This is a genomic window from Aestuariivirga sp., assembly GCF_041738905.1.
In the GTDB taxonomy this organism is placed as follows: Bacteria; Pseudomonadota; Alphaproteobacteria; order Rhizobiales; family Aestuariivirgaceae; genus Aestuariivirga.
The window spans coordinates 1-19,491 of the sequence record NZ_JBGSOZ010000124.1; the positions used below are offsets into that span (position 1 = coordinate 1).

At 61.8% G+C, this 19,491-nt stretch carries 23 protein-coding genes and 1 tRNA gene; 14 read left to right on the forward strand and 10 right to left on the reverse strand.

Annotated features, from left to right (window positions below):
• Window positions 1–159 precede the first annotated feature (159 nt).
• Window positions 160–435, reverse strand: a complete 276-nt coding sequence (locus tag ACEW8Q_RS11110; RefSeq protein WP_373504123.1) for a DUF1153 domain-containing protein — start codon at window positions 433–435, stop codon at window positions 160–162.
• 178 nt (window positions 436–613) lie between these two features.
• On the opposite strand from ACEW8Q_RS11110, the gene mnmA reads away from it, so the two are divergent.
• The 5 genes from mnmA (at window position 614) to ACEW8Q_RS11135 (ending at window position 3,825) form a co-directional block, all read left to right on the forward strand.
• On the forward strand, window positions 614–1,765 hold the full coding sequence (gene mnmA / locus ACEW8Q_RS11115) for a tRNA 2-thiouridine(34) synthase MnmA (RefSeq protein ID WP_373504124.1): 1,152 nt from the start codon (window positions 614–616) through the stop codon (window positions 1,763–1,765).
• Window positions 1,766–1,839: 74 nt separating this feature from the next.
• Window positions 1,840–2,481: a class I SAM-dependent methyltransferase gene (locus ACEW8Q_RS11120; RefSeq protein ID WP_373504145.1), complete on the forward strand. Its 642-nt coding sequence runs from the start codon at window positions 1,840–1,842 to the stop codon at window positions 2,479–2,481.
• Window positions 2,482–2,543: 62 nt separating this feature from the next.
• Entirely contained in the window at window positions 2,544–3,335 is a 792-nt protein-coding gene (locus ACEW8Q_RS11125) for a phosphatidylcholine/phosphatidylserine synthase (RefSeq protein ID WP_373504125.1), read from the forward strand.
• Window positions 3,336–3,382: 47 nt separating this feature from the next.
• Window positions 3,383–3,459: transfer RNA gene (locus ACEW8Q_RS11130), tRNA-Met, on the forward strand.
• Between the two features lie 177 nt (window positions 3,460–3,636).
• Window positions 3,637–3,825, forward strand: coding sequence for a hypothetical protein (locus ACEW8Q_RS11135; protein WP_373504126.1), 189 nt, complete (start codon window positions 3,637–3,639; stop codon window positions 3,823–3,825).
• Window positions 3,826–3,864: 39 nt separating this feature from the next.
• On the opposite strand, the gene ACEW8Q_RS11140 is transcribed toward ACEW8Q_RS11135, so the two are convergent.
• Window positions 3,865–5,148: an ArgE/DapE family deacylase gene (locus ACEW8Q_RS11140; RefSeq protein ID WP_373504127.1), complete on the reverse strand. Its 1,284-nt coding sequence runs from the start codon at window positions 5,146–5,148 to the stop codon at window positions 3,865–3,867.
• A gap of 136 nt (window positions 5,149–5,284) precedes the next feature.
• Window positions 5,285–5,806 (reverse strand): BA14K family protein, encoded by a 522-nt coding sequence (locus tag ACEW8Q_RS11145; RefSeq protein WP_373504128.1) that lies wholly within the window; start codon window positions 5,804–5,806, stop codon window positions 5,285–5,287.
• 216 nt (window positions 5,807–6,022) lie between these two features.
• Between ACEW8Q_RS11145 and ACEW8Q_RS11150 the strand changes: the two genes are divergently transcribed.
• From ACEW8Q_RS11150 to fabG, 9 genes are all read left to right on the forward strand, one after another.
• A complete protein-coding gene (locus tag ACEW8Q_RS11150; protein ID WP_373504129.1) occupies window positions 6,023–6,919 on the forward strand; it encodes a proline iminopeptidase-family hydrolase in 897 nt (298 codons plus the stop codon).
• A 53-nt stretch (window positions 6,920–6,972) separates the two neighbouring features.
• Window positions 6,973–9,243 carry a propanediol/glycerol family dehydratase large subunit gene (locus tag ACEW8Q_RS11155; RefSeq protein WP_373504130.1) on the forward strand — a complete coding sequence of 757 codons (2,271 nt, stop codon included), beginning with the start codon at window positions 6,973–6,975 and terminating at the stop codon, window positions 9,241–9,243.
• Complete coding sequence (locus tag ACEW8Q_RS11160) at window positions 9,240–9,659, forward strand: diol dehydratase small subunit (RefSeq protein WP_373504131.1); 420 nt, start codon at window positions 9,240–9,242, stop codon at window positions 9,657–9,659. The genes ACEW8Q_RS11155 and ACEW8Q_RS11160 overlap by 4 nt, the downstream gene beginning before the upstream one ends.
• A gap of 10 nt (window positions 9,660–9,669) precedes the next feature.
• Window positions 9,670–10,365: a cysteine hydrolase family protein gene (locus ACEW8Q_RS11165; protein ID WP_373504132.1), complete on the forward strand. Its 696-nt coding sequence runs from the start codon at window positions 9,670–9,672 to the stop codon at window positions 10,363–10,365.
• Window positions 10,366–10,470: 105 nt separating this feature from the next.
• Window positions 10,471–11,634, forward strand: coding sequence for a PotD/PotF family extracellular solute-binding protein (locus ACEW8Q_RS11170; protein WP_373504133.1), 1,164 nt, complete (start codon window positions 10,471–10,473; stop codon window positions 11,632–11,634).
• A gap of 76 nt (window positions 11,635–11,710) precedes the next feature.
• On the forward strand, window positions 11,711–12,778 hold the full coding sequence (locus ACEW8Q_RS11175; RefSeq protein ID WP_373504134.1) for an ABC transporter ATP-binding protein: 1,068 nt from the start codon (window positions 11,711–11,713) through the stop codon (window positions 12,776–12,778).
• A gap of 2 nt (window positions 12,779–12,780) precedes the next feature.
• Window positions 12,781–13,617 carry an ABC transporter permease gene (locus ACEW8Q_RS11180; protein WP_373504135.1) on the forward strand — a complete coding sequence of 279 codons (837 nt, stop codon included), beginning with the start codon at window positions 12,781–12,783 and terminating at the stop codon, window positions 13,615–13,617.
• Between the two features lie 3 nt (window positions 13,618–13,620).
• Window positions 13,621–14,427, forward strand: coding sequence for an ABC transporter permease (locus tag ACEW8Q_RS11185; RefSeq protein ID WP_373504136.1), 807 nt, complete (start codon window positions 13,621–13,623; stop codon window positions 14,425–14,427).
• 15 nt (window positions 14,428–14,442) lie between these two features.
• Window positions 14,443–15,213, forward strand: coding sequence for a 3-oxoacyl-ACP reductase FabG (gene fabG, locus ACEW8Q_RS11190; RefSeq protein ID WP_373504137.1), 771 nt, complete (start codon window positions 14,443–14,445; stop codon window positions 15,211–15,213).
• Here the strand turns inward: fabG and ACEW8Q_RS11195 are convergent.
• The 7 genes from ACEW8Q_RS11195 to ACEW8Q_RS11225 all read right to left on the reverse strand — a co-directional run.
• Window positions 15,210–16,220: a phosphotransferase enzyme family protein gene (locus ACEW8Q_RS11195; RefSeq protein WP_373504138.1), complete on the reverse strand. Its 1,011-nt coding sequence runs from the start codon at window positions 16,218–16,220 to the stop codon at window positions 15,210–15,212. The genes fabG and ACEW8Q_RS11195 overlap by 4 nt on opposite strands.
• 10 nt (window positions 16,221–16,230) lie before the next feature.
• Window positions 16,231–16,884 carry a microcompartment protein gene (locus ACEW8Q_RS11200; RefSeq protein ID WP_373504139.1) on the reverse strand — a complete coding sequence of 218 codons (654 nt, stop codon included), beginning with the start codon at window positions 16,882–16,884 and terminating at the stop codon, window positions 16,231–16,233.
• 15 nt (window positions 16,885–16,899) lie between these two features.
• Complete coding sequence (locus tag ACEW8Q_RS11205) at window positions 16,900–17,181, reverse strand: BMC domain-containing protein (RefSeq protein WP_373504140.1); 282 nt, start codon at window positions 17,179–17,181, stop codon at window positions 16,900–16,902.
• A gap of 22 nt (window positions 17,182–17,203) precedes the next feature.
• The gene (locus ACEW8Q_RS11210; RefSeq protein WP_373504141.1) at window positions 17,204–17,461 is read right to left on the reverse strand and encodes a EutN/CcmL family microcompartment protein; all 258 of its coding nucleotides are present in this window, start codon (window positions 17,459–17,461) and stop codon (window positions 17,204–17,206) included.
• On the reverse strand, window positions 17,462–17,860 hold the full coding sequence (locus ACEW8Q_RS11215; protein WP_373504142.1) for a hypothetical protein: 399 nt from the start codon (window positions 17,858–17,860) through the stop codon (window positions 17,462–17,464). It abuts the gene before it with no gap.
• Between the two features lies 1 nt (window position 17,861).
• The gene (locus tag ACEW8Q_RS11220) at window positions 17,862–18,461 is read right to left on the reverse strand and encodes a BMC domain-containing protein (RefSeq protein ID WP_373504143.1); all 600 of its coding nucleotides are present in this window, start codon (window positions 18,459–18,461) and stop codon (window positions 17,862–17,864) included.
• Between the two features lie 2 nt (window positions 18,462–18,463).
• On the reverse strand, window positions 18,464–19,491 hold a 1,028-nt coding region (locus ACEW8Q_RS11225), incomplete at its 5' end, for an aldehyde dehydrogenase family protein (RefSeq protein ID WP_373504144.1).

A 19,491-nucleotide genomic window follows, 5' to 3' on the forward strand; every position in this document is an offset into this window, starting at 1 on the left:
GCCAATCCTCAAGGCCGCACTTCAAAACCATCGGACCGAGCAGCCAGCCTCCCATGCAGTTGACCGCTTGGCCGATGCTGCATAAGGTTCAACCAGCGACGCCAGCCTTGGCATTTTCAACAGAGTACGGGACATCCCCCTCTCACATGGAAGATTGGGTTACTGACGGTAATCCTGGATGCGGGTGGTCCGCAGCCCCGCCAACCCATGACGGTCAATCGACCGCTGCCAGCTCAGATATTCCTCTACGGTGAGGACATATCGGTCGCAGGCCTCTTCGAGACTCAACAAGCCGCCGCGCACGGCGGCCACCACTTCCGCCTTTCGCCTGATCACCCATCTCTGGTTTCCCGGAGGGGGAAGATCGGCGACCGTTAGCGGACTGCCATCGGGCCCGATGACGTAGTTTACGCGTGGACGCAACTGACCGTTCATTGAACAACTCAACCTAATACGCAGGTACTTACTGTCAGTCAGACTACGGGTCCGGCCTTAAAATTCACCTAAGTACAAATGAAGATTTCCCAAATCCCGTCAGGACTATGGTCCATTCCGGAACAGGCGGGCGCCCCCTTGTGTTTACTTTCGCGCCGCAATCCCCCATCTAGGCCGGATGATCGGACAGTCCCTCATCGACAGCGTTCGCGCGACTATTGGCATTCCGGGCGACCCGGCCTCGATCCGAGTGGTCTGCGCCATGTCGGGCGGAGTTGATTCAACTGTAACGGCGGCGCTCTTGAAAGAGGCCGGCTTCGATGTCATCGGCATCACGCTGCAGCTCTATGACCACGGTGAGGCGGTGCGCCGGAAGGGGGCCTGCTGCGCGGGCCAGGATATTCACGATGCGCGCCGTGCCGCCGCCGTTCTCGGAATTCCGCATTACGTGCTGGATTTCGAATCGCGCTTCAAGGAGGCGGTGATCGATGAGTTCGTGTCGAGCTACCTGTCCGGCGAGACGCCCATCCCTTGCGTGACCTGCAACCGGACGGTCAAGTTCGCCGACCTGCTGCAGCGCTCGCGCGATCTCGATGCAGCGGTGCTGGCAACTGGCCATTACGTTGAGAGCCGGGCACGAGGAGACGGCTCAGGGCGGCGCGACATGTTCACGCCCTCCGATCTCGCCCGCGACCAGAGCTATTTCCTGTTCGCCACCACGCAGGACCAGCTCGATTACCTGCGCTTTCCCTTGGGCACGCTGACCAAGCCTGAAGCCCGCGCGATTGCGGCTGACCTCGGCCTGTCGGTTGCCGACAAGCCGGACAGCCAGGACATCTGCTTCGTGCCAGACGGGCGCTATGCCGACCTGATCCTGAAGCTCAGACCCGACGGGGCGGAGCCTGGCGACATCGTCGATCTTGAGGGTGAGGTGCTGGGCCGGCACGACGGCATCATCCATTATACGATCGGGCAGCGCCGGGGCCTCGGCATCGCAAGTGCCGAACCGCTATACGTGGTGAGGATTGATCCCGCCGCCCGCAGCGTAGTGGTGGGGCCGCGCGAGGCGCTGAAGCAGACCGACATACGGGTGAATGGCCTCAACTGGCTGGGCGACGAGCCGCTGGGGGCCGACCCGCAACCGATATTCGCCAAGATCCGCTCGGCGCGGCCTCCCGTGCCAGGCGGCATTCGCCAGGCGGAGACAGGCCCCGTTGTCACGATCCACGGCGGAGAATATGGTATCTCTCCCGGGCAGGCCTGCGTCCTCTACGAGGCAGATGGCAGTGGTGCCAGGGTTCTGGGAGGCGGATTCATCGCGAGAGCGTGAAACCCGGCCTTGGAGATTTACGTTGCGACCCTATCTGGGAAGAGAACCATCAGGGGAGAGGTCACGTGAATACAATGCCAACCCGCGGCCTTGCAGCGATTGACCAATCGGACGTGCGGAGTGCCTACCGGCGCTGGGCACCGGTTTACGACCATACGTTTGGGAAGTTCGTGGAGGCCGCCGCCCGCACGGTCACGGCGCGCGCCAATTGCTTTTCGGGCCGCCTGCTCGAGGCCGGCGTGGGGACCGGACTGGCGCTGCCGCACTATGGCCCGAACCTCGGCGTGACCGGAATCGACCTGTCGCCCGATATGCTTGAACGTGCCCGCGAGCGCGTTTCGAAGCGCGGGCAGGGCAATGTCGAGGCGTTGCTGGAGATGGACGCAATGGCACTGGAGTTCGCCGACGCGAGCTTCGACGTGGCCGTGGCGATGTTCGTTATGACTGTCGTTCCCGACCCTGCCCGGGTGATGCACGAGCTGGCGCGGGTGACAAAACCTGGCGGCAAGGTGTTGATATGCAACCATTTCAGCGTGGAGGACGGCTTCAGAGGTGCTGTCGAGCGGCGGCTGTCCCGCTATGCCGCCCGGCTGGGCTGGAGGCCTGAGTTTCCGGTGGAAACAGTGCTGGTGAGCGACCGGCTTGAACTGGTCTCGCGCACCCCGGTCAAGCCCTTCGGATTCTTCACCTTGCTGGAATTCCGGCGTTTGACCTGAGTCATTTGCCTTGCAGGCCGGGCTTACCTATACTCGCCACCCGGAGTGGGAGTACCAGCACAGTGGCCAAGATAAACCTGCACCCGAACATCGACAGGGATGTGAGGAAGGGTGTCGCCTGGGCTGTTCATGCCTTCACCACCTGCGGCATCGTTCTGGGTTTCCTCGCACTGGTTGCGGTGCTGAAGAACGATCCCGTCGCCGCCTTCATGTGGCTGGGGCTCGCGCTCTTCGTCGACGGGGTGGACGGCACGCTGGCGCGGAAGGCGCGGGTGCTCGAGTATACGCCCAATGTCGACGGCCGGACGCTCGACAACGTTATCGACTATTTCACCTACGTCGCCGTGCCGGCACTGATGGTCTACTGGTTCAACATGACGCCGCTGGATTTCATCTTCTCTGGCCAGACGTGGAGCCTGATCTCCGCGGCGGCGATCATGGCGGTGTCGTGCTATACGTTCGCCAACGTGGGCATGAAGTCCGACGACTATTATTTCGTGGGCTTCCCCGCCTTGTGGAACGTGGTGGTTCTGTATTTCTTCATCCTGCAGTCGGGACCGATCACCAACCTGATCACCGTCGCGGTTCTCTGCGTCCTCACCTTCATCCCGATCAAATTCGTCCATCCGCTGCGGGTAACCGACTGGCGCGAGATCACCATTCCGCTCACCGTCCTCTGGGCCGCCATGTCGCTCAGCCTCATCATCCAGGCCAAGGACCGCAGCGACTGGGGACTGGTGGAAGACATCCAACTCTGGGTGTGGATCGCGGCCAGCCTCTATTTCCTGTCCATTTCCATCTGGCGCACCTTCATGAAGAAGAAGGAAGCCGAAACCGAATCCGAGGCCAGTTAGGCGGCTTGACTTCTCCCGCAGGCTGTCTTTATAAGCCGCGCATCTCTGGCGGGGTAGCTCAGTTGGTTAGAGCACGGGAATCATAATCCTGGGGTCGGGGGTTCGAGTCCCTCTCCCGCTACCATTTTATCAAGACAGTTGAGCCCTCTGGGGCGTCATGGCGCCGATGGCGCGGAGAGTGACGCGGCCGCTCTGATGAGGCGCGGCAAACAGCATAATTTGCCTGGCTTTGACTTGGATCATCTGTCCGGCCGGCGGAGGAGGCTACACAGGCTCATCGAACCAGAGGAGCGTTTCCGCCATGATGAACACGCGTTACAAGAAGCTCACCGGGCTTCATGCCGGTCATGTCTATGCTGTCACGGCGCCATCCAACGAGATGGACAGCCCGATGCACTGGACACTGCAGTGCGAGACGATTCCGGACCAGAAGCTCATCGTGGGCGAGGATGAACTGGCCGACAAGACGCGCTGGGAAGCTGTGAGTTAGGGTGGACAAACACAACGCAAGGCTTGAAGCAGCTACCACCTAGACAGGTTCGACGCCGCACCAATCGGCGATGAACTGGGCGATGACGGCGGTTGTCCGCTGCACTGAGGCGAGGTTCACGCGTTCGTCGAAGCCGTGATAGTTCTCGGCGGTGCAGCCGTAGTTGAGCACCGGGATCCTGTCGTAGAGCGCATAGACGCGGGCATCGAGATAAGCGGTGACGAGGCGTGTCTCGAGCGGTTGCCCGATCACCGATCGGTGGGCTTCCGTCAGCGTGCGTTCCGCTTCCGAGCCAGGCTCCAGGTGATAGCCCTCGGCAAAGAATCCGTTCCATTCCACGCGCGGCGGGTTGTTGGCGAGGAAACTGTCGCTTCGCGCGAAATCTGTCACGCAGGCTTCGATACGGCGGGCGGCTTCGGCTGCGGAGGTTTCGGGCAGGCAGGCGATGCGGCAGTCGATGCGGCACCAGGCGGGCACGGACGAAGCCCAGTCGCCGCCTTCGATCTTTCCGATGTTGAGATTGATGGGGTGAAGATGCGAGCCGAACAGGGGGTGGGAGGCGGTCTCCGCGTTCAGTTCTTCCTCGAGTTTGCGCAGCGCGCCGACGACCCGGTAGGCGGCATCGATGGCGTTGGCGCCGGTGCCCATGTTGGCGACGTGAACAGGAATGCCGCGCACTTCGAGCTGGAACCACAACACGCCGAGATTGGCGCGGGTGAGGCCCTCGTTGCCGGGTTCCGCGATCAGGGCCGCGTCGGCGCGGTAGCCGCGAAGGTGGGTCATCAATGCGCCATTGCCGGTCGATTCCTCTTCGACCACGGACTGCATGTAGACGGTGGCGGCAGGCTGGAGGCCAATCCTCCTCAAGGCATCGAGCGCGAAGACGGCGGAGGCGACGCCCGCCTTCATGTCGCCAGCGCCGCGTCCATGCATCCAGCCATCGCGGATCACCGGATCATAGGGCGGCGTGGCCCACATGTCGGCCGGTCCTTCGGGCACGACATCGACATGGCCCTGCAAGATCAGCGAGCGCCCAGTTTCCTTGCGCGGTCGATGGATACCGACCACGATCGGCGCTCTTGAGTGCGTGGACGAAATGCGCGACCCGCCCGGATGCCGCGCGATGGCCTCATCGTCCATGGCGAACACATCGACATCCATGCCGCGTGAACGCAAGGCGCGGGCCATATAGTCCTGAACCGTATGTTCATTGCCGCGCGTGGAAGGCATGCGGACGAGGTCTTGCGTGAAGGACACCTGACCGGGAAAGCCGGCCGCAACGGAATTCGTGAGACGGTCGCGCAAGGACTGATCGATGGCCATGGATGGATGCTCCTGAATCAGCGCGATCTTCGCCGCAGCAGGAGCGCTTCGCAATGCCGCATTCTGCAAGGGGCATTGCACAAGAAAACGGGCGCGCCCTGAAGGTGCGCGCCCGTCTGTTCAGGTGGTTGAACCGTCAGTACGGACTGCGGCAATAGCGCCTGCGGCCGTCATAGCCCATGAAGGTGTCGGTTCTCGGATCGTAGCTGCGGTAGCGATTGAGGCACCACGCGACATGGGCATCGCCGCCATCGTAGTAGTCATTCGCATAGCCGTAGTTCCACCACGGCGAAGCATACCAGAAGCCACCGTAGAAATAGTTGTAGCCGGGATAACGGTAGGCATAGCGCGGTCCATGGTTGCGCCAGTTGTAGCGGCCATAATTCCGATATCCGTAGTTCCGGTATCCATAATTCCGGTATCCGTAGTTGCGGTAGCCGTAATTCCGGTAGCCGCGTCCGGCGTAGCGGTAGCGGGGATAGTAGCGGCGGGCACGAACATCGGTCTTCAGGGAATTGGCGCCCTGAATCTGCTCAAGCACATTGAGTGTCGGCGTGCCCGGCCCTGGCAGTGCCCAAGCAGTACTGGCCCGGAGCGGCAGGAAGACGGCCATCGCGGCGAGGGCCAAGGCTATCGCCACAAAACGTAAGTTACGCATTGCAAACCTCCTTCAGGCGCGGAACGCCCAACAATCGACCTTAGTGCATTTCCTGCATGGCCGCCAACATGCAGTGCACCATTGGTTTCCTGTCAGCCCCCCGGTGGCGCTCTTGCATTGATCTTGCTCAAATTTCATAAGGCCCTGCAGCCGCCGCCATTGCTGCCGGCCGTGACCGTGATATTCCTCTTCCGGCACAATTCGGAGAGGAATGGCATGTGGCGCGACATCGAACCTGACGAACGTATCGAAGTGAACATTGAGGGCCACAAGCTGGTGGCCTACAGCTTCGGCACGGGAGACGACGTGCTGTTCCTCGTCAACGGCGGGCCGGGCCTGCCTTGCGACTACCTGCGCGAGGCACATTCCTGCTTTATCGACCAGGGCTTCCGCGTGGTGGCCTTCGACCAGCTCGATTGTGGGGCATCCGACCGGCCCAATGATCCATCGCTGTGGACGCTGCAACGCTATGTGCGCGAGACCGAGGCGGTGCGCCGCGCGCTGGGGCTGGGCAAGGTGCATTTCCTCGGTCACTCGTGGGGCGGCTGGCAGGCCATCGAATACGCGCTCACTTATCCCGACGGCCTTGCCTCGCTCATCCTGTCGAGCACGGTCGCTGACATGGTGAAGCTCCGCGCCGAACTCGACCGGTTGAAGGCGGCACTTGGGCCCGAGGCCGTTGCCATGATGCAGCGGCACGAGGCGGAAGGCACCTTCACGCACCCCGAATACATGGGTGCCATCACGATGCTCAATTATCGCCACGTCTGCAGGCTGCAGGAGGCTCCGGCTCCTGTCGAGCGTTCGCTCAAGAATTGGAACATGGGGCCTTACAGCGCCATTCAGGGACCAAACGAGTTTCTCTATATCGGCAACATCAGGAACTGGTCGAGGCTCGATGACCTGCACAAGATCGATGTGCCGGTGCTGATCACTGCGGGCCAGTATGACGAGCAGACACCCGCCTGTGCGCTCGAGATGAAACTGCGATTGAAGAACGCGCAATTGAACGTGTTCCCCAACAGCAGCCATGTTCCGTTCTATGAGGACCCGGAACTTTACTATCCGGTGCTCCGCGATTTCCTGGAGAAGAACCGGCTGGTCCGGCCATAGGCGTTGACGCGGATTTCCCGTCCGCTAGTCTGCCGCTGCTCAAGGAGAAGACGATGATACCCACGGTCAACCGCTGGAAGCGCTATGCCGACTGGGACGAGCGTCCGCTTCGGCTCGACAGGTTCGCGGCAGAGGACCCAGCCAACGGTTTCTCGGCGTTCTCAAGCCCCGCCGACCCGAAGCCCGGCATCGGCATCGTAGGCGGCCGCGTCATCTCGCTCGACGGTGTTCTCGAGCGCGACTTCGACATGATCGACCGCTTCATCGCGCGCCATCACATCGACCCCGGCATCGCGTCCGAGGCCATGGCGATGGACCCGAAGCAGGTGGCGCGCATGCTCGTCGACATGAACGTGCCGCGCGAGACGCTGGTGCGGCTTGCCCATGGCATGACGCCCGCGAAGCTTGCCCAGTGTGTGTCGCACCTGAATGCGCTTGAGATCGCCTTTGCCTATTCGAAGATGCGGGCCCGCAAGACGCCGGGAAACCAGGCGCATGTGACCAATGCCAAGGATGACCCGCTGCAGCTGGCGGCAGATGCCGCGACCGCCGTGGCCTTCGGCTTCGACGAGATCGAGACGACGATGCGGGTCTCGCGCAACGCGTGGTCGAATGCGCTCGCTTGTGCCGTGGGTGGTGCGGTCGGCCGCTGGGGCACGCTGTTCCAGTGTTCGAGCGAGGAGGCGGAAGAACTCCGGATCGGCATGGCGGGCTTTTCATCCTATGCCGAGACCGTATCGGTCTATGGCACCGAGAAGACCTTCATCGACGGCGATGATACGCCATGGTCAAAGGCCTTCCTTGCCGCGGCCTATGCCTCGCGCGGGATCAAGATGCGCTGCACGTCGGGTGCTGGTTCTGAATTGCTCATGGGCTTCCACGAAGCGAAGTCATTGCTTTATCTCGAAGCGCGCTGCCTCTGCCTGCAGCGCGGCATGGGGGTTCAGGGCACGCAGAACGGAGGCATCGACGGCGCGCCGCTCACCGCGACCGTGCCGGGCGGCTTCCGCGAACTGATGGCGGAAAACCTCATCGCCGTGTGGCTCGACCTTGAATGCGCGAGCGGCAACGATGCCCGCGCGACCGAGTCCGAAATCCGCGTGGGCGCGAAGATCATGCCTTATCTGGTCGCGGGCTCGGACCTCATCTGCTCGGGCTTCGGCTCGATCCTGAAGTACGACAACTCCTTCAATCCATCGCTTCTCAATGGGGAAGAACTGGAAGACTATCTCGTGCTCCAGCGCGACTTCGAGGCCGATGGCGGGTTGACGCCACTGCCTGAGGAACGCGCCCTCGATATCAGGCGGCGCGCCATCGATGCGATATCCGCCGTCTTCGAGGAACTGGGATTGGCAGCGCCCACTGAATCAATGAAGCGCAGCGTAACCGTGGCATCGGGCTCGGATGACACCGCGAGCTTCATGCCGCGGGACGTGTCCTTCATCAGCGAGGCCATCAAGGAGCGGGGCATCACGGTCATCGACGCCATCAAGGCGCTGGCGAAACGCGGCTTCAGGGAGGAGGCGGAAAACCTTCTCAATCTCGTGAAGCTGCGGCTCTCCGGCGATTATCTCCAGACCTCCGCAATGATCCGACATGGCAAGATCGTGAGTGCCGTCAACGATCCCAACGATTATCTGGGCCCGGGTTCGGGCTATCGCGTGACTGAAGAGCGGCGGCTTGAACTCAACGGCATCCGCGATGTGCTCGACCAGAAGGAAGTGCTGCGCTCGGAAGCGATGCACGAGAAGGACGAGGCCGCCCGTATTCGCTACAAGGTCTCTGGCACGGCATCGCCATCCGCTGACAAGACCGATGTGGTGATCGGCATCAGCCCGGCCTTCGGCCTCAAGCTGTTCCAGACGACGGCTGGGCACCGCCTTTCAGAGGTGCTGCGCGCGATGATGGATGTGATCGCCAGGAGGGGGCTTGTGCCGCGCGTGGTGCGCTTCCGTCATACGGCGGATACATCCTTTCTCGGTCTCTCTGCGGCGCAGCTTGCAGGCTCCGGCATAGGGATCGGCATCCAGGCCAAGGGCACGGCGGTCATTCACCAGAAAGGCCGGCTGCCTCATAACAATCTGGAGCTTTTCTCAAATGCGCCGATCACCCGCATCGAGCACTATCGCGGGCTGGGCGCCAACGCTGCAGCCTATGCTCTAGGCGAGATGCCTGAACCCGTGGTGGTGCCGCAGCGTGGCGAGGCTATGGGATCGCGCTATCATGCACGGGTCGCCATGATCTATGCGATTGAAACAGGACTGACGGAAGAGGGCGCACCACCTGAAACAGTCGATGTGACGTTTACGGGAGGAAGAACATGACCCGCACGCGCTCCGACTATCCGCTCGCTGAGACGCAGCCCGAGGCCATCACCGGCAAGCGTGGAAAGCGCCTGTCAGACATCACGCTCGACGCGGTGCTCGCGGGCGATGTCAGCATGGAAGACCTCAGCATCACGCCCGCTGCGTTGAAGGCTCAGGCTGAAATCTCGCGCGATGCCGGACGTCCCACGCTGGCGCTCAATTTCGAACGTGCCGCCGAGTTGGTGGACGTGCCGCAGGACTTCATCATGCAGGTCTACGAGTTGCTGCGGCCGGGCCGGGCCAAGGCAAGGCAGCAATTGCTCGATGCCGCCAGCACATTGCGTGTCACCTATGGTGCCGCGCGCATGGCGGAGTTCGTCGAGGAAGCCGCGCAGACCTATGAGGAACGCGGCCTTTTCACCTATCGCTTCTGAAGGAGGCATCATGAACTGGAAGACGTCCTACCGGTCTCTCTACTACATGGGAGCGCCCGAACCCGACGACCCGGTTCTGGTGCCGGCTGAAACAGCACTCCTCGTCATCGACGTTCAGAATGTCTACCTCGAACGGCCTGACCGCGCGACGCTGACGCCGATCGAGCAGAAGCGCTATGACCTGTGGACGCCGTTTCACGAGCGGATGAGAAAGTCGGTCATTCCGAACACTGCAAAAATGTTGGACTTTGCACGGCGCCGGGGCATCGAGTGCATTTTTGCGCGGATCGCTTGCCAAACGAAAGATGGACGCGACCGTTCCCTGTCCCAGAAGATGCCGGGGTGGAACAACCTGCTGCTGCCCAAGCACGAATTGCCCTCGCAGATGGTGCCGGAGCTTGCCGCCGTGAACGATGAAATCGTGGTCACAAAGACTACGGATTCAGCACTGACGGGCACAAATTTGCGGCTCATCCTTCACAACCTCGGAGTAAAAAACGTCATCTGTGCCGGCATCTTCACGGACCAGTGCGTGTCTTCCACGGTGCGCAGCCTGGCGGACGAAAGCTATGGTGTCATCGTGCTGGAAGACTGCTGTGCCGCGGCTTCCGACGAATTCCACACGAAGGAACTCGAGATCATCAACATGATCTATTGCCATGTGATGTCGAGCGGGGAACTGACGGCCATCATCGGCGCTCCGTAGGGTGAGCTTGCGGAATCACTCTTTACTCGGATGAAAAATTGGTGCTGAATTCAATGTGGGACTTCCAACAGGAAGACACACCACAAAAACAACTGGGAGTGAGACATGGCAAACAGCAACAGGATTTCACGCCGGAACTTCATGCAGCAATCGGCCATGTGGGCCGCAGCCTTCGCGGGCGCTGGAACATTGGCGCCGGGACGGGCCATGGCGGCACGCGAGAAGGAACTGAACATTCTGTGCTGGGAGGGCTACAACTCCGCGCAGGTGCTGGATCCGTTCCGCAGTGCCAAGGGCGCGACCGTCAAGGCCGAATCGCTCACCAATGATCCAACCATGATCAACCGCCTGCGCGCGGGCGAAACCAATGTCTGGGATCTGATCAACGTCAACAATCCCTGGGCGCGAAAGGTGATGTATCCCGAGAAGCTGATCAAGCCTCTCGACCGTGCACGCTTCGAGCCATTCTTCGCCAACATGATGCCGGACTTCAAGGCGCCCTATAAGTGGGCCATGGACGAGGCGGGTGCCGAACTCCTCGGCATGGCCCAGCGCTTCGGGCCCTACAGCTACGTCGTGAACACCAACAAGATCAGCCGTGCAACGGCGGAAGATCAGGGCTGGAGCCTGTTCGCCGATCCGGCCAATGCTGGCAAGTACGGTGTCCTCGAGTCGGATGACTGGAACGTCTTCAACATCTGCCTGGTTGCCGGCTTCGACCCCTTCAAGGTCCACACCGATGAGGAGGTTGAAAAGTTCAAGCAGGCCGCCCAACAGGTGTTCAAGGGCGCTAAGGTGGTGGGAGATATCGCCACCATGAACCAGGCTTTGATTTCTGGAGAAATCGACTTCCACATGACGGGCGGCACCTATTCGGCCTCGCCTGCGCGTGCGGACGGTCATCCCGAAATCCGCGGCATCACGCCGAAATCCGGGCCGATGAACGGCAAGGGCGGCATCGCCTGGATCGAGATCACCTCGACTGTCAACAACCCCGAGCTGTCGCCTCTGGCGGCTGACTTCCTCGAATACGTGCAGTCGCCCGAGATGTCCCACACGGTGGCCTTCGCCGAAGGCACGTTCAACCCGGTGGCGCAGATGGGCAATCCGGATTGCTTCAAGCTTTTCACGGCTGAAGAGCTGGACGCGATCCAGTGGGACAGTCTCGCGGAGGAAATGTCGCGTTGCGTCGAGTACGATATCGTGCCCGACTACGACAAGCTTCTCGACGTGATGACGGCCGCGAAGCGCGAAGCGTCCGGCGGCTGATCAACCCTCACATCCTGGCAGCCTCCGCAATCAGCTTGCGGGGGCTGTCCCTTGAATAGAAGAGTGTTTCCCGCGCATGTCCGCTGTCCAGCCCATCCTGTCCCTCAAGTCAGTCCGCAAGATGTTCGGGCCGCATGCCGCCGTCGACTCGATCGACCTCGACATCGCCGAGGGCGAGTTCTTCACGATCGTGGGTCCGTCGGGCTCTGGCAAGACCACAATGCTCCGCATGCTGGCCGGGATGGACACGCCAACGAGCGGCGACATTCTCCTGAAGGGCGAGCGCATCAACGATGTTCCCGCCAACAAGCGGCCCACCTGCATGGTGTTTCAGTCGCTGGCGCTGTTTCCGCATCGCACTGTGGGGCAGAACATCGAGTTCCCCTTGAAGATCAGGGGCGAGGAGCCGCAGCGGCGCAAGGCGCGAGCCTTGCAGCTGATGGACCTGCTGCGGCTGCCGCAATCCTACTATTCAAAGAACGTCATGAAGTGCTCCGGCGGTGAGCGGCAGCGCGTGGCGCTGGCCCGTGCGCTGGCCTATGATCCGCAGATCCTGTTCTTCGACGAGCCGCTGTCGGCCATTGACTACAAGCTGCGCAAGACGCTCGAGAAGGAACTGAAGGACATTCACCGCGAGACAAAGAAGACCTTCGTCTACATCACGCACTCGCTTGAAGAGGCGATGGTGATGAGCGACCGTATCGGCGTGATGCGGGCCGGCAAACTCGTGCAGGTGGGCTCGCCGCACGACATCTATTCATCTCCCAACACCCGGTTCGTTTCCGAGTTCGTGGGCGATGTGAACGTCATTCCGGTGAGCCTCGGCAGCGATGGCTTGCTGCATTCATCGAAGACCGGTGAAAAGTTCAAGCCGCCCAAGGCGCCACCCGGCTTCCGCGACGGCCATCTGGTCATCAGGCCCGAGTATCTCAAGTTTCTGTCGCATGCCTCCGAGGCTGACAATGCCGTCACCGGCAAGCTCTATAACGAATATGCGCTGGGCTCGCGCATCCAGTATCAGGTGAGGGTGGGCGACGGCGTCTTCGTGGTCGAGAAGCTCCGCCAACAACCCTTCACGGGAAAGCTGGACGACCAGGTGATCATCGGCTGGGATGCCGGTGACGCCATCCTGGTGACGGACTAGCCATGTCGCCCGGTCCACGTTCCGCCATCCCCGTCGTCGTGTTCCTGATTGTGGGCTTTGCCGCCCCGCTGCTGGCGGTCATCTGGTTCAGCTTCATGCCGCCGCGCAGCTTCTCCTTTGGCGGCGTTCCGACGCTGGAGAACTATCGCACCATCTTCGAGAGCACGAGTTACATTTCGTTCCTGTGGTCGCTGGGGCTCGCGGTCGTCACCGTGGGGCTGCTCGCCATCACCTGCTATCCGGTGGCCTATGGCCTCGTCCGCGTCTTCGGCAAGTGGGCAACGCTGATCACACTGCTGTTCACCATTCCGCTTTTCGTCTCCGAGAACATCAGGCTCTATGGCTGGGTGCTCTTCCTCATCAAGAATGGCGTGCTGCTGGGCTCGCTGAAATCGATGTTCGGCTGGCAGCTCGAAAGCATCCTGTTCTCGCTCCCCGCCATCATCCTAGGCATGGTCTATGTCTATCTGCCCTTCATGCTGTTTCCGATGACGCTCGGCATTTCCATGGTGCCCAACGAGACGCGCGATGCGGCCTTCGACCTTGGCGCATCGCGCTGGCAGGTGTTCAAGGAAGTGGAACTGCCGCTTTCCATGCCCGGCGTGGTGATCGGATTCCTGCTCACCTTCGTGCTCGCCATCGGTGCCATCGCGGAAGCCAAGGTGCTGGGCGGGCAGAGCGTCATTCCCATCACGCATGATATCGAGATCGCCTTCACCTATTCGCAGAACTGGCCGCTGGGTGCCGCGCTCTCGGTGCTGCTGATGCTGGTGGTGGGCGTGCTCGTGCTGCTGGCGCTCCGCCGCTTCGACCTCGACACATTCCTGGGGCGGAGATAGGCCATGGAAACCAATGGCCAGCGCCTGCGCCATTCGCTGATTACGGCATGGACCATTGCCGTTATCGTCTTCATTTATCTGCCAACCATCTGCATCACGCTGGCCTCGTTCACGGCCAGCCGCTACTTCCAGTTTCCCATTGCCAAGTGGGGCCTGGACTGGTGGCAGAAGACCTTCAATTCGATCGAGATCCGGCAGCTTCTTTCCACTTCGATCTCGATCGCACTGTGCGTGACGGCCATCGCGGTGACGGTCGCCTTCTTCGGCGCGCTCGCCTTTGCGCGCTATGACTGGAAGGGGCGCTCGATCTACCAGAAGCTCATCCTGCTGCCGATCTTCTTCCCGCAGTCGGTGCTGGGTCTGGCGCTGCTCCTGTGGTTCAACACGCTTGGCCTGCCGCTATCGTGGAAGACGGCCGTCTTCGCGCATCTCGTGTGGATCGTGCCGGTGGTGACACTCGTCATTTCGATCCAGGTCTACAGTTTCGATCCAGCCCTTGAGGAAGCTGCCTTCGACCTCGGCGCCTCGCGCTGGCAGGTGCTGAGAGAAGTCACGCTTCCCGTGCTGTTCCCAGGCCTCTTTTCCGGCGCACTGTTTGCCTTCCTGCTGTCTTGGGGCAATTTTCCGCTGTCGCTCTTCACCACGGGCGCGGATACGACGGTGCCTGAATATCTCTACGCCAAGATGGTTGCGGGCTATACGCCCGGTGTGCCGGTGCTGGGCACCGTCTCGACGGTGGGTGCTGCCATCCTGCTCATCGGCGGCTATGCCGCAATCCTGATGATGCGCCGGTCAAAGGCAGTTGAATAGAATGGGAGTTCGAACATGACACAATCGCTTCAAGGGCGTTCCGTCGTCGTCACCGGCGGCTCGAAGGGCATCGGCAAGGGCATCGCGCGAGTCTTCGCAAAGGCCAGCGCCAAGGTTGCCATCGTGGCGCGGAACGGTGCCGAGGCTGAGGCGGCCGCCAAGGAAATCGGCCACGGGGCGTTTGGTTTGTCCGGCGATGTGACATCGCTGCCAAGCCTCGAAAAGGTGATGGAGCAGGTGGCAGCCAAGAACGGCGGCATCGACGTGCTCTGCGCCAATGCCGGCATCTTCCCGCCCAAGAAGCTCGAGGACATGAGTTCCGAGGAGTGGGACAACGTCATCGACACCAACCTCAAGGGCACGTTCCATTCGGTGAAGGCGGCCGTGCCTTATCTCAAGAAATCGGACCAGGGCCGCATCGTACTGACATCATCGATCACGGGACCGGTGACCGGCTATCCGGGCTGGACGCACTATGGGGCGAGCAAGGCGGGGCAGCTCGGATTCATGCGGACCGCCTGTATGGAGCTTGCCAAGTATGGCATCACCGTCAACGCGGTCATGCCGGGCAACATCGTGACCGAGGGGCTCGCCGGCATGGGCGAGGAATACCAGCGTTCCATGGCGGCCTCCGTGCCGCTGAAGAAGCTGGGGCAGGTGGACGACATCGGCCACGCCGCGCTGTACTTCGCCTCGAAGGAAGCGAACTACGTGACCGGGCAGACGATCATCGTGGACGGTGGGCAGATTCTACCGGAGAGCCTCGAAGCGCTGAACTCGGCCTAACCGAATTTCCGCAGGTAGTCCTCGCAGAGGGGCAGGCTGCCGTCGGTGTAGCCTGCGCCCAGCGACTTCGGGAACTCGGCCTCGATATGGGACGAGATCCACGCCACGAGCAGGATGCGGCGGAGCATGATGAAAGTGGGGATCTCCACCTCATCTTCCTTGGGTAGCGCCAATACCTTTCTGTAGCCTGCCGTCCAGCTCTCGATCAGGCCGGGTACTTGCGGCTCATGCTCGTAGAACGACACCGGCGTTGCCGCGTCATACAGGTACCAGCCGAAGCCGCAGTCGTCGAAATCGATGACCTTCACGGACTTGCCGTCGATCAGCAGGTTCGCCAGCCTGAGGTCACAGTGGATCAGGCCGAAGCGCTCGGGCCCCTTGCCATATGCGGCAAGGCGCCGGTCGATGAGATCGACTGTGCGCTGGAAGAGCTGTTCCTTCTCGCGGTCCATGCCTACGCCATCGCGCCAGCGGCCCCAGTGCGGCTTGTCATCGCCGAGAGCCGTATCGAAATCCCAGGTGAGGCGGGTGAACCACGGTGGCCGCTTCCATTGCCGCGCGTGAACATGCATGCGCGCAGTGATTTCGCCCAGAACCTCGAAGGGTTCGGACAGGTCCTCGCCGATGCCGGGCTCCGCCCCTGTCTCCCAGCCGAAGAGCACGATGTTGCGAGGCCGCACCATGCGAGGATGGAGCACTTGCTGGATGATTTCACCATCCTTGCCCTTCACGGGCGCGGGTGTGGCCACCACGCCGGTCTGGCGCAGGTCGATCAGCCAGGCGAGTTCGGAGGCGATGGCCGTTCTGGAATGATAGCCGTCACGGTGGATTCGCAGCGCCCAGCGCCGGCCATCGGGTGCCTCCACCTTGTAGGTGGCGTTCTCCGACAGGTTGACCATGGTGACGCCAACGCCCGGAGGCAGATCGAAATTCGCGGTGGCAGCGGTGGCGAGTTCGAGGAGAATGGGGAGTTGCTGGTCGTGGGGCAGGGAATCAAAATCGGTCATGGCCATCCCGTCAGGCTTTGCGTCCTTCAATTCCTGCCAGAACGCGCTCGATCTCCGCAAGCCCTCGTTCGACGTCCTGCGTCTTTCCGGACATGTAAAGCCTCCCCGCGGCGCCGATCATCTGGACATCGACAAGGGTGAGGGCTGGCGCGGCCTTCTCCGCCACGTTGGCGGCAATCGCGGCATAAAGAGCCGGCACCATCTCGCAGACGAGCAGCGTCTCGCCCGGCATCACCATCGATGCCTGCCGGTTGCGGTTGATGATCACCGCGTGCTGGTCCGCGATGTTCTCGATCACATCGGTGAAGAGGATGCGCGGCGCAAGCTGGTCGCCTTCGGTGAGGCCCATGCCAAGCAGCACGGCGCGGCCGGCCGCAAGCAGCTTGTCCTTGTCGCTTCCGTGGATTTCCAGAATGCCGAACTGCCGTTCGACGAACAGGATGCCGGGCTCGAGATCGGGATCGGCCTTCAGCGCCAGATCCATCACGCGCTCGATCATCAGTCCCGGCGCCACCTCGATGATGAGGGCGTGCTGACCCGCATAAGGCGGGTAGCCCCGGGCGCGCGTCGGCGTTCCCATATAGGCGGCGAATTGCGGCTCGAGGCTTTCTACCGTGAGAAAGACCCGGAGCTCGCCCTTCGCCGCCGCGCGTGCGGCTGCCACGGCGGTACCTCTCTGTTACTTCGAGGAACCGGCGGTGAAGTGCTTCGAGACATCCGCATGGGGGCGGGGGATCACATGCACCGAGACGAGCGTGCCGATCTGGCCCGCAACCTCGGCACCGGCTTCGGTCGCGGCCTTCACCGCGCCCACGTCGCCGTTGATGATGACTGCGACAAGACCGTCGCCCACCTGCTCGCGGCCAACGATGGTCACGTTGGCGGCCTTCACCATCGCGTCAGCGGCAGCCATGGCGGCCACGTAGCCCTTGGTCTCGATCATTCCGATTGCATTGCTCATGGTGTCCTCCGTTGAGCTACTGTTACGATTTCTTGTTGGCTGCCTCATCGATCGAGCCGATGATCAGCGCGTCGATGGGGGGCGACTTTCCGGGAAACCAGCTCGCTGCAACGGAGCCGGTGGTGATGATGACCTTCTCGCCCTCGCCGCAGCCCAGCGGATCAAAGGCGAGGAGACGCGTGCTGGTTTCATCCACGATGACTTCCAGCATGGAGCCCGCGGGAACTTCGGGAAGTTTCTTGGTGGACCAGATGCGGCCCGTGACGGTTGCCTTCAGCATCTAGCGTCTCCTTTCGATGGCGAGGCCCAGCTTGCGGGCCTTGTCGCGTGCAAGCGGTGTCAGGACGGCGCCGGGAGCGAGCACGAGCTTAGCTGCACCCTTCAGCGCGTCGATCTTCTGTTCGGTGACGACGCCCGTCAATGCTTCGGCAGAAGGTGATGAAATGGATACTGCAGGGGCATTGCCCAGCGTGAACCGCAGCTTGCCGGATTTCAGCTTTTCCAGCGTCTGGGGCTCGATGACGCGCGCCACGAAGGCGGCAAGTTCATGATCGTTGCTGATGCGCACGCGCTGCACATCGGTCCCGGTTGCGGGCAGTGCGCGGCCGGCCATCACCTCGCGCAGCATGTCGCGCACCATGGTGCGGAGTTCGTTGCTCATGTCGGGCTTCAGCGTCATGTCACAGCTCCAGCGCCTGTTCGGCGGCGGATGCCGCTGCACGTACTTCAGACTCGGTGCCAGACAGGTAGAGCCTGCCGGTGGCGCCGATCATGCGGTAATCCACGATCTTGATGGTCGCTGCCTTCTCCGCCGCGTTGGCCGCGAGAATGGCATAGGCCGCGGGCTCTGTCTCCAGCACGAAGAGTGTTTCGCCTGCCAGAATCATCGAGCCGCCCTTGTTACGATTGATGAGAAAGGCGTGGCCGGGATCGATGCGGGTCACGATCTTTGAAGCCAGGATCTTCGGCTTCATCGCCTTGTCCGGCGTCATCTTCATGGCGCCGAGCACGGCTTCGGCTGCGGCCTTCACGGCAGCAACGTCGCGCGAGTGAATCTCGAGATAGCCGAACTGTCGCTCGACCACGAGTATGCCGCCCTGAACGTCAGCGGCCTTCAAGGCCACGTCGGTCAGCGCCTCGATGTCGAGGCCGGGTGCAACTTCGATGATCTGCGCCGCCATGTTGGTGCGGGGCAGCGAGCCCCTGATCCAGGCGCCGAGATAGCACATGGTCTGCGGCTGCAGCTGGTCGATGAAGATATATGAGCGGAGCGTTGCCATGATCAGGCGGCCATAACGGCCTTGAGCTCCTCGAGGATGATGCGCCGCAATTCGCGCCGCAACTCGCTGTCGGACGCATTATCGACGGCCAGTGAAACCGGCGGGGCCTCGCGCTTCGGAAGATGCAACGGATCGAGGCCCGCGAAATTGCCGAAGGTTTCGGAGGCCTCCTTGTTATAGGCGATGCGTGCGTAGTGCAGCAGGTGATGCGGCGTGAGATTGTCACCGATCGATGAGCCGCCGGCAAAGCCCGTACCGATGGTCATCGACGGTCCGAGGTTGGTTTCGTAACCGGATGCTCCCAGCGAGCATCCGGTGTTGACCGCGATGCGAAGGGCAGGGACAGCCGCTGCAAAGGCCATGATGTGGGCCTCGTTCTTCGAATGAATGGCGGCGGAATGGCCCTTGCCGGACTTTCGCATCATGGAGCGTGCGCAGGAAATGGCCTGGTCAATGGTCTGCACGCGGGCAAAGGCCAGAACCGGGCAAAGCTTTTCGCGCACCAGCTTTTCCTCGGGCTGCACGAGATCAACAGGGGTGACGAGAATCTTCGCACTGGGCGCGTTGAAGCCAGCTTCCCGCGCGATGACGCTTGCATCCTTGCCGATCATGCCAACATTGAAACCATGCTCGGTGAAAAGCAGCTTTCGCAGCTTTGCGGTTTCCTCTGTCGAACAGATATGCGCCTTCTCGGCTTTCATCGCGTCCAGCAGGCGGTCGGCTACGGTGGTGAAGGCCAGCACCGTTGATTCATTCGTGCAGAGGATCGAGTTGTCGAAGCTCTTCGACGCCACGATGCGCCTGGCAGCGAGCTTGATGTCTGCCGTGTCGTCGACCACCACCGGCGCATTGCCGGGGCCGACGCCAAAGGCCGGATTGCCGGAGCGGTAGGAGGCCTTGACGACCGAGGGGCCGCCGGTGGCGATGATGAGGTCGACGCGCTCATCCGCCATCAGCTTTTCGAGCAGCGGAATGTTGGGCTCGTCGATCACCTGGATGGCGCCATCGGGTGCGCCCGCGGCCTTCGCCG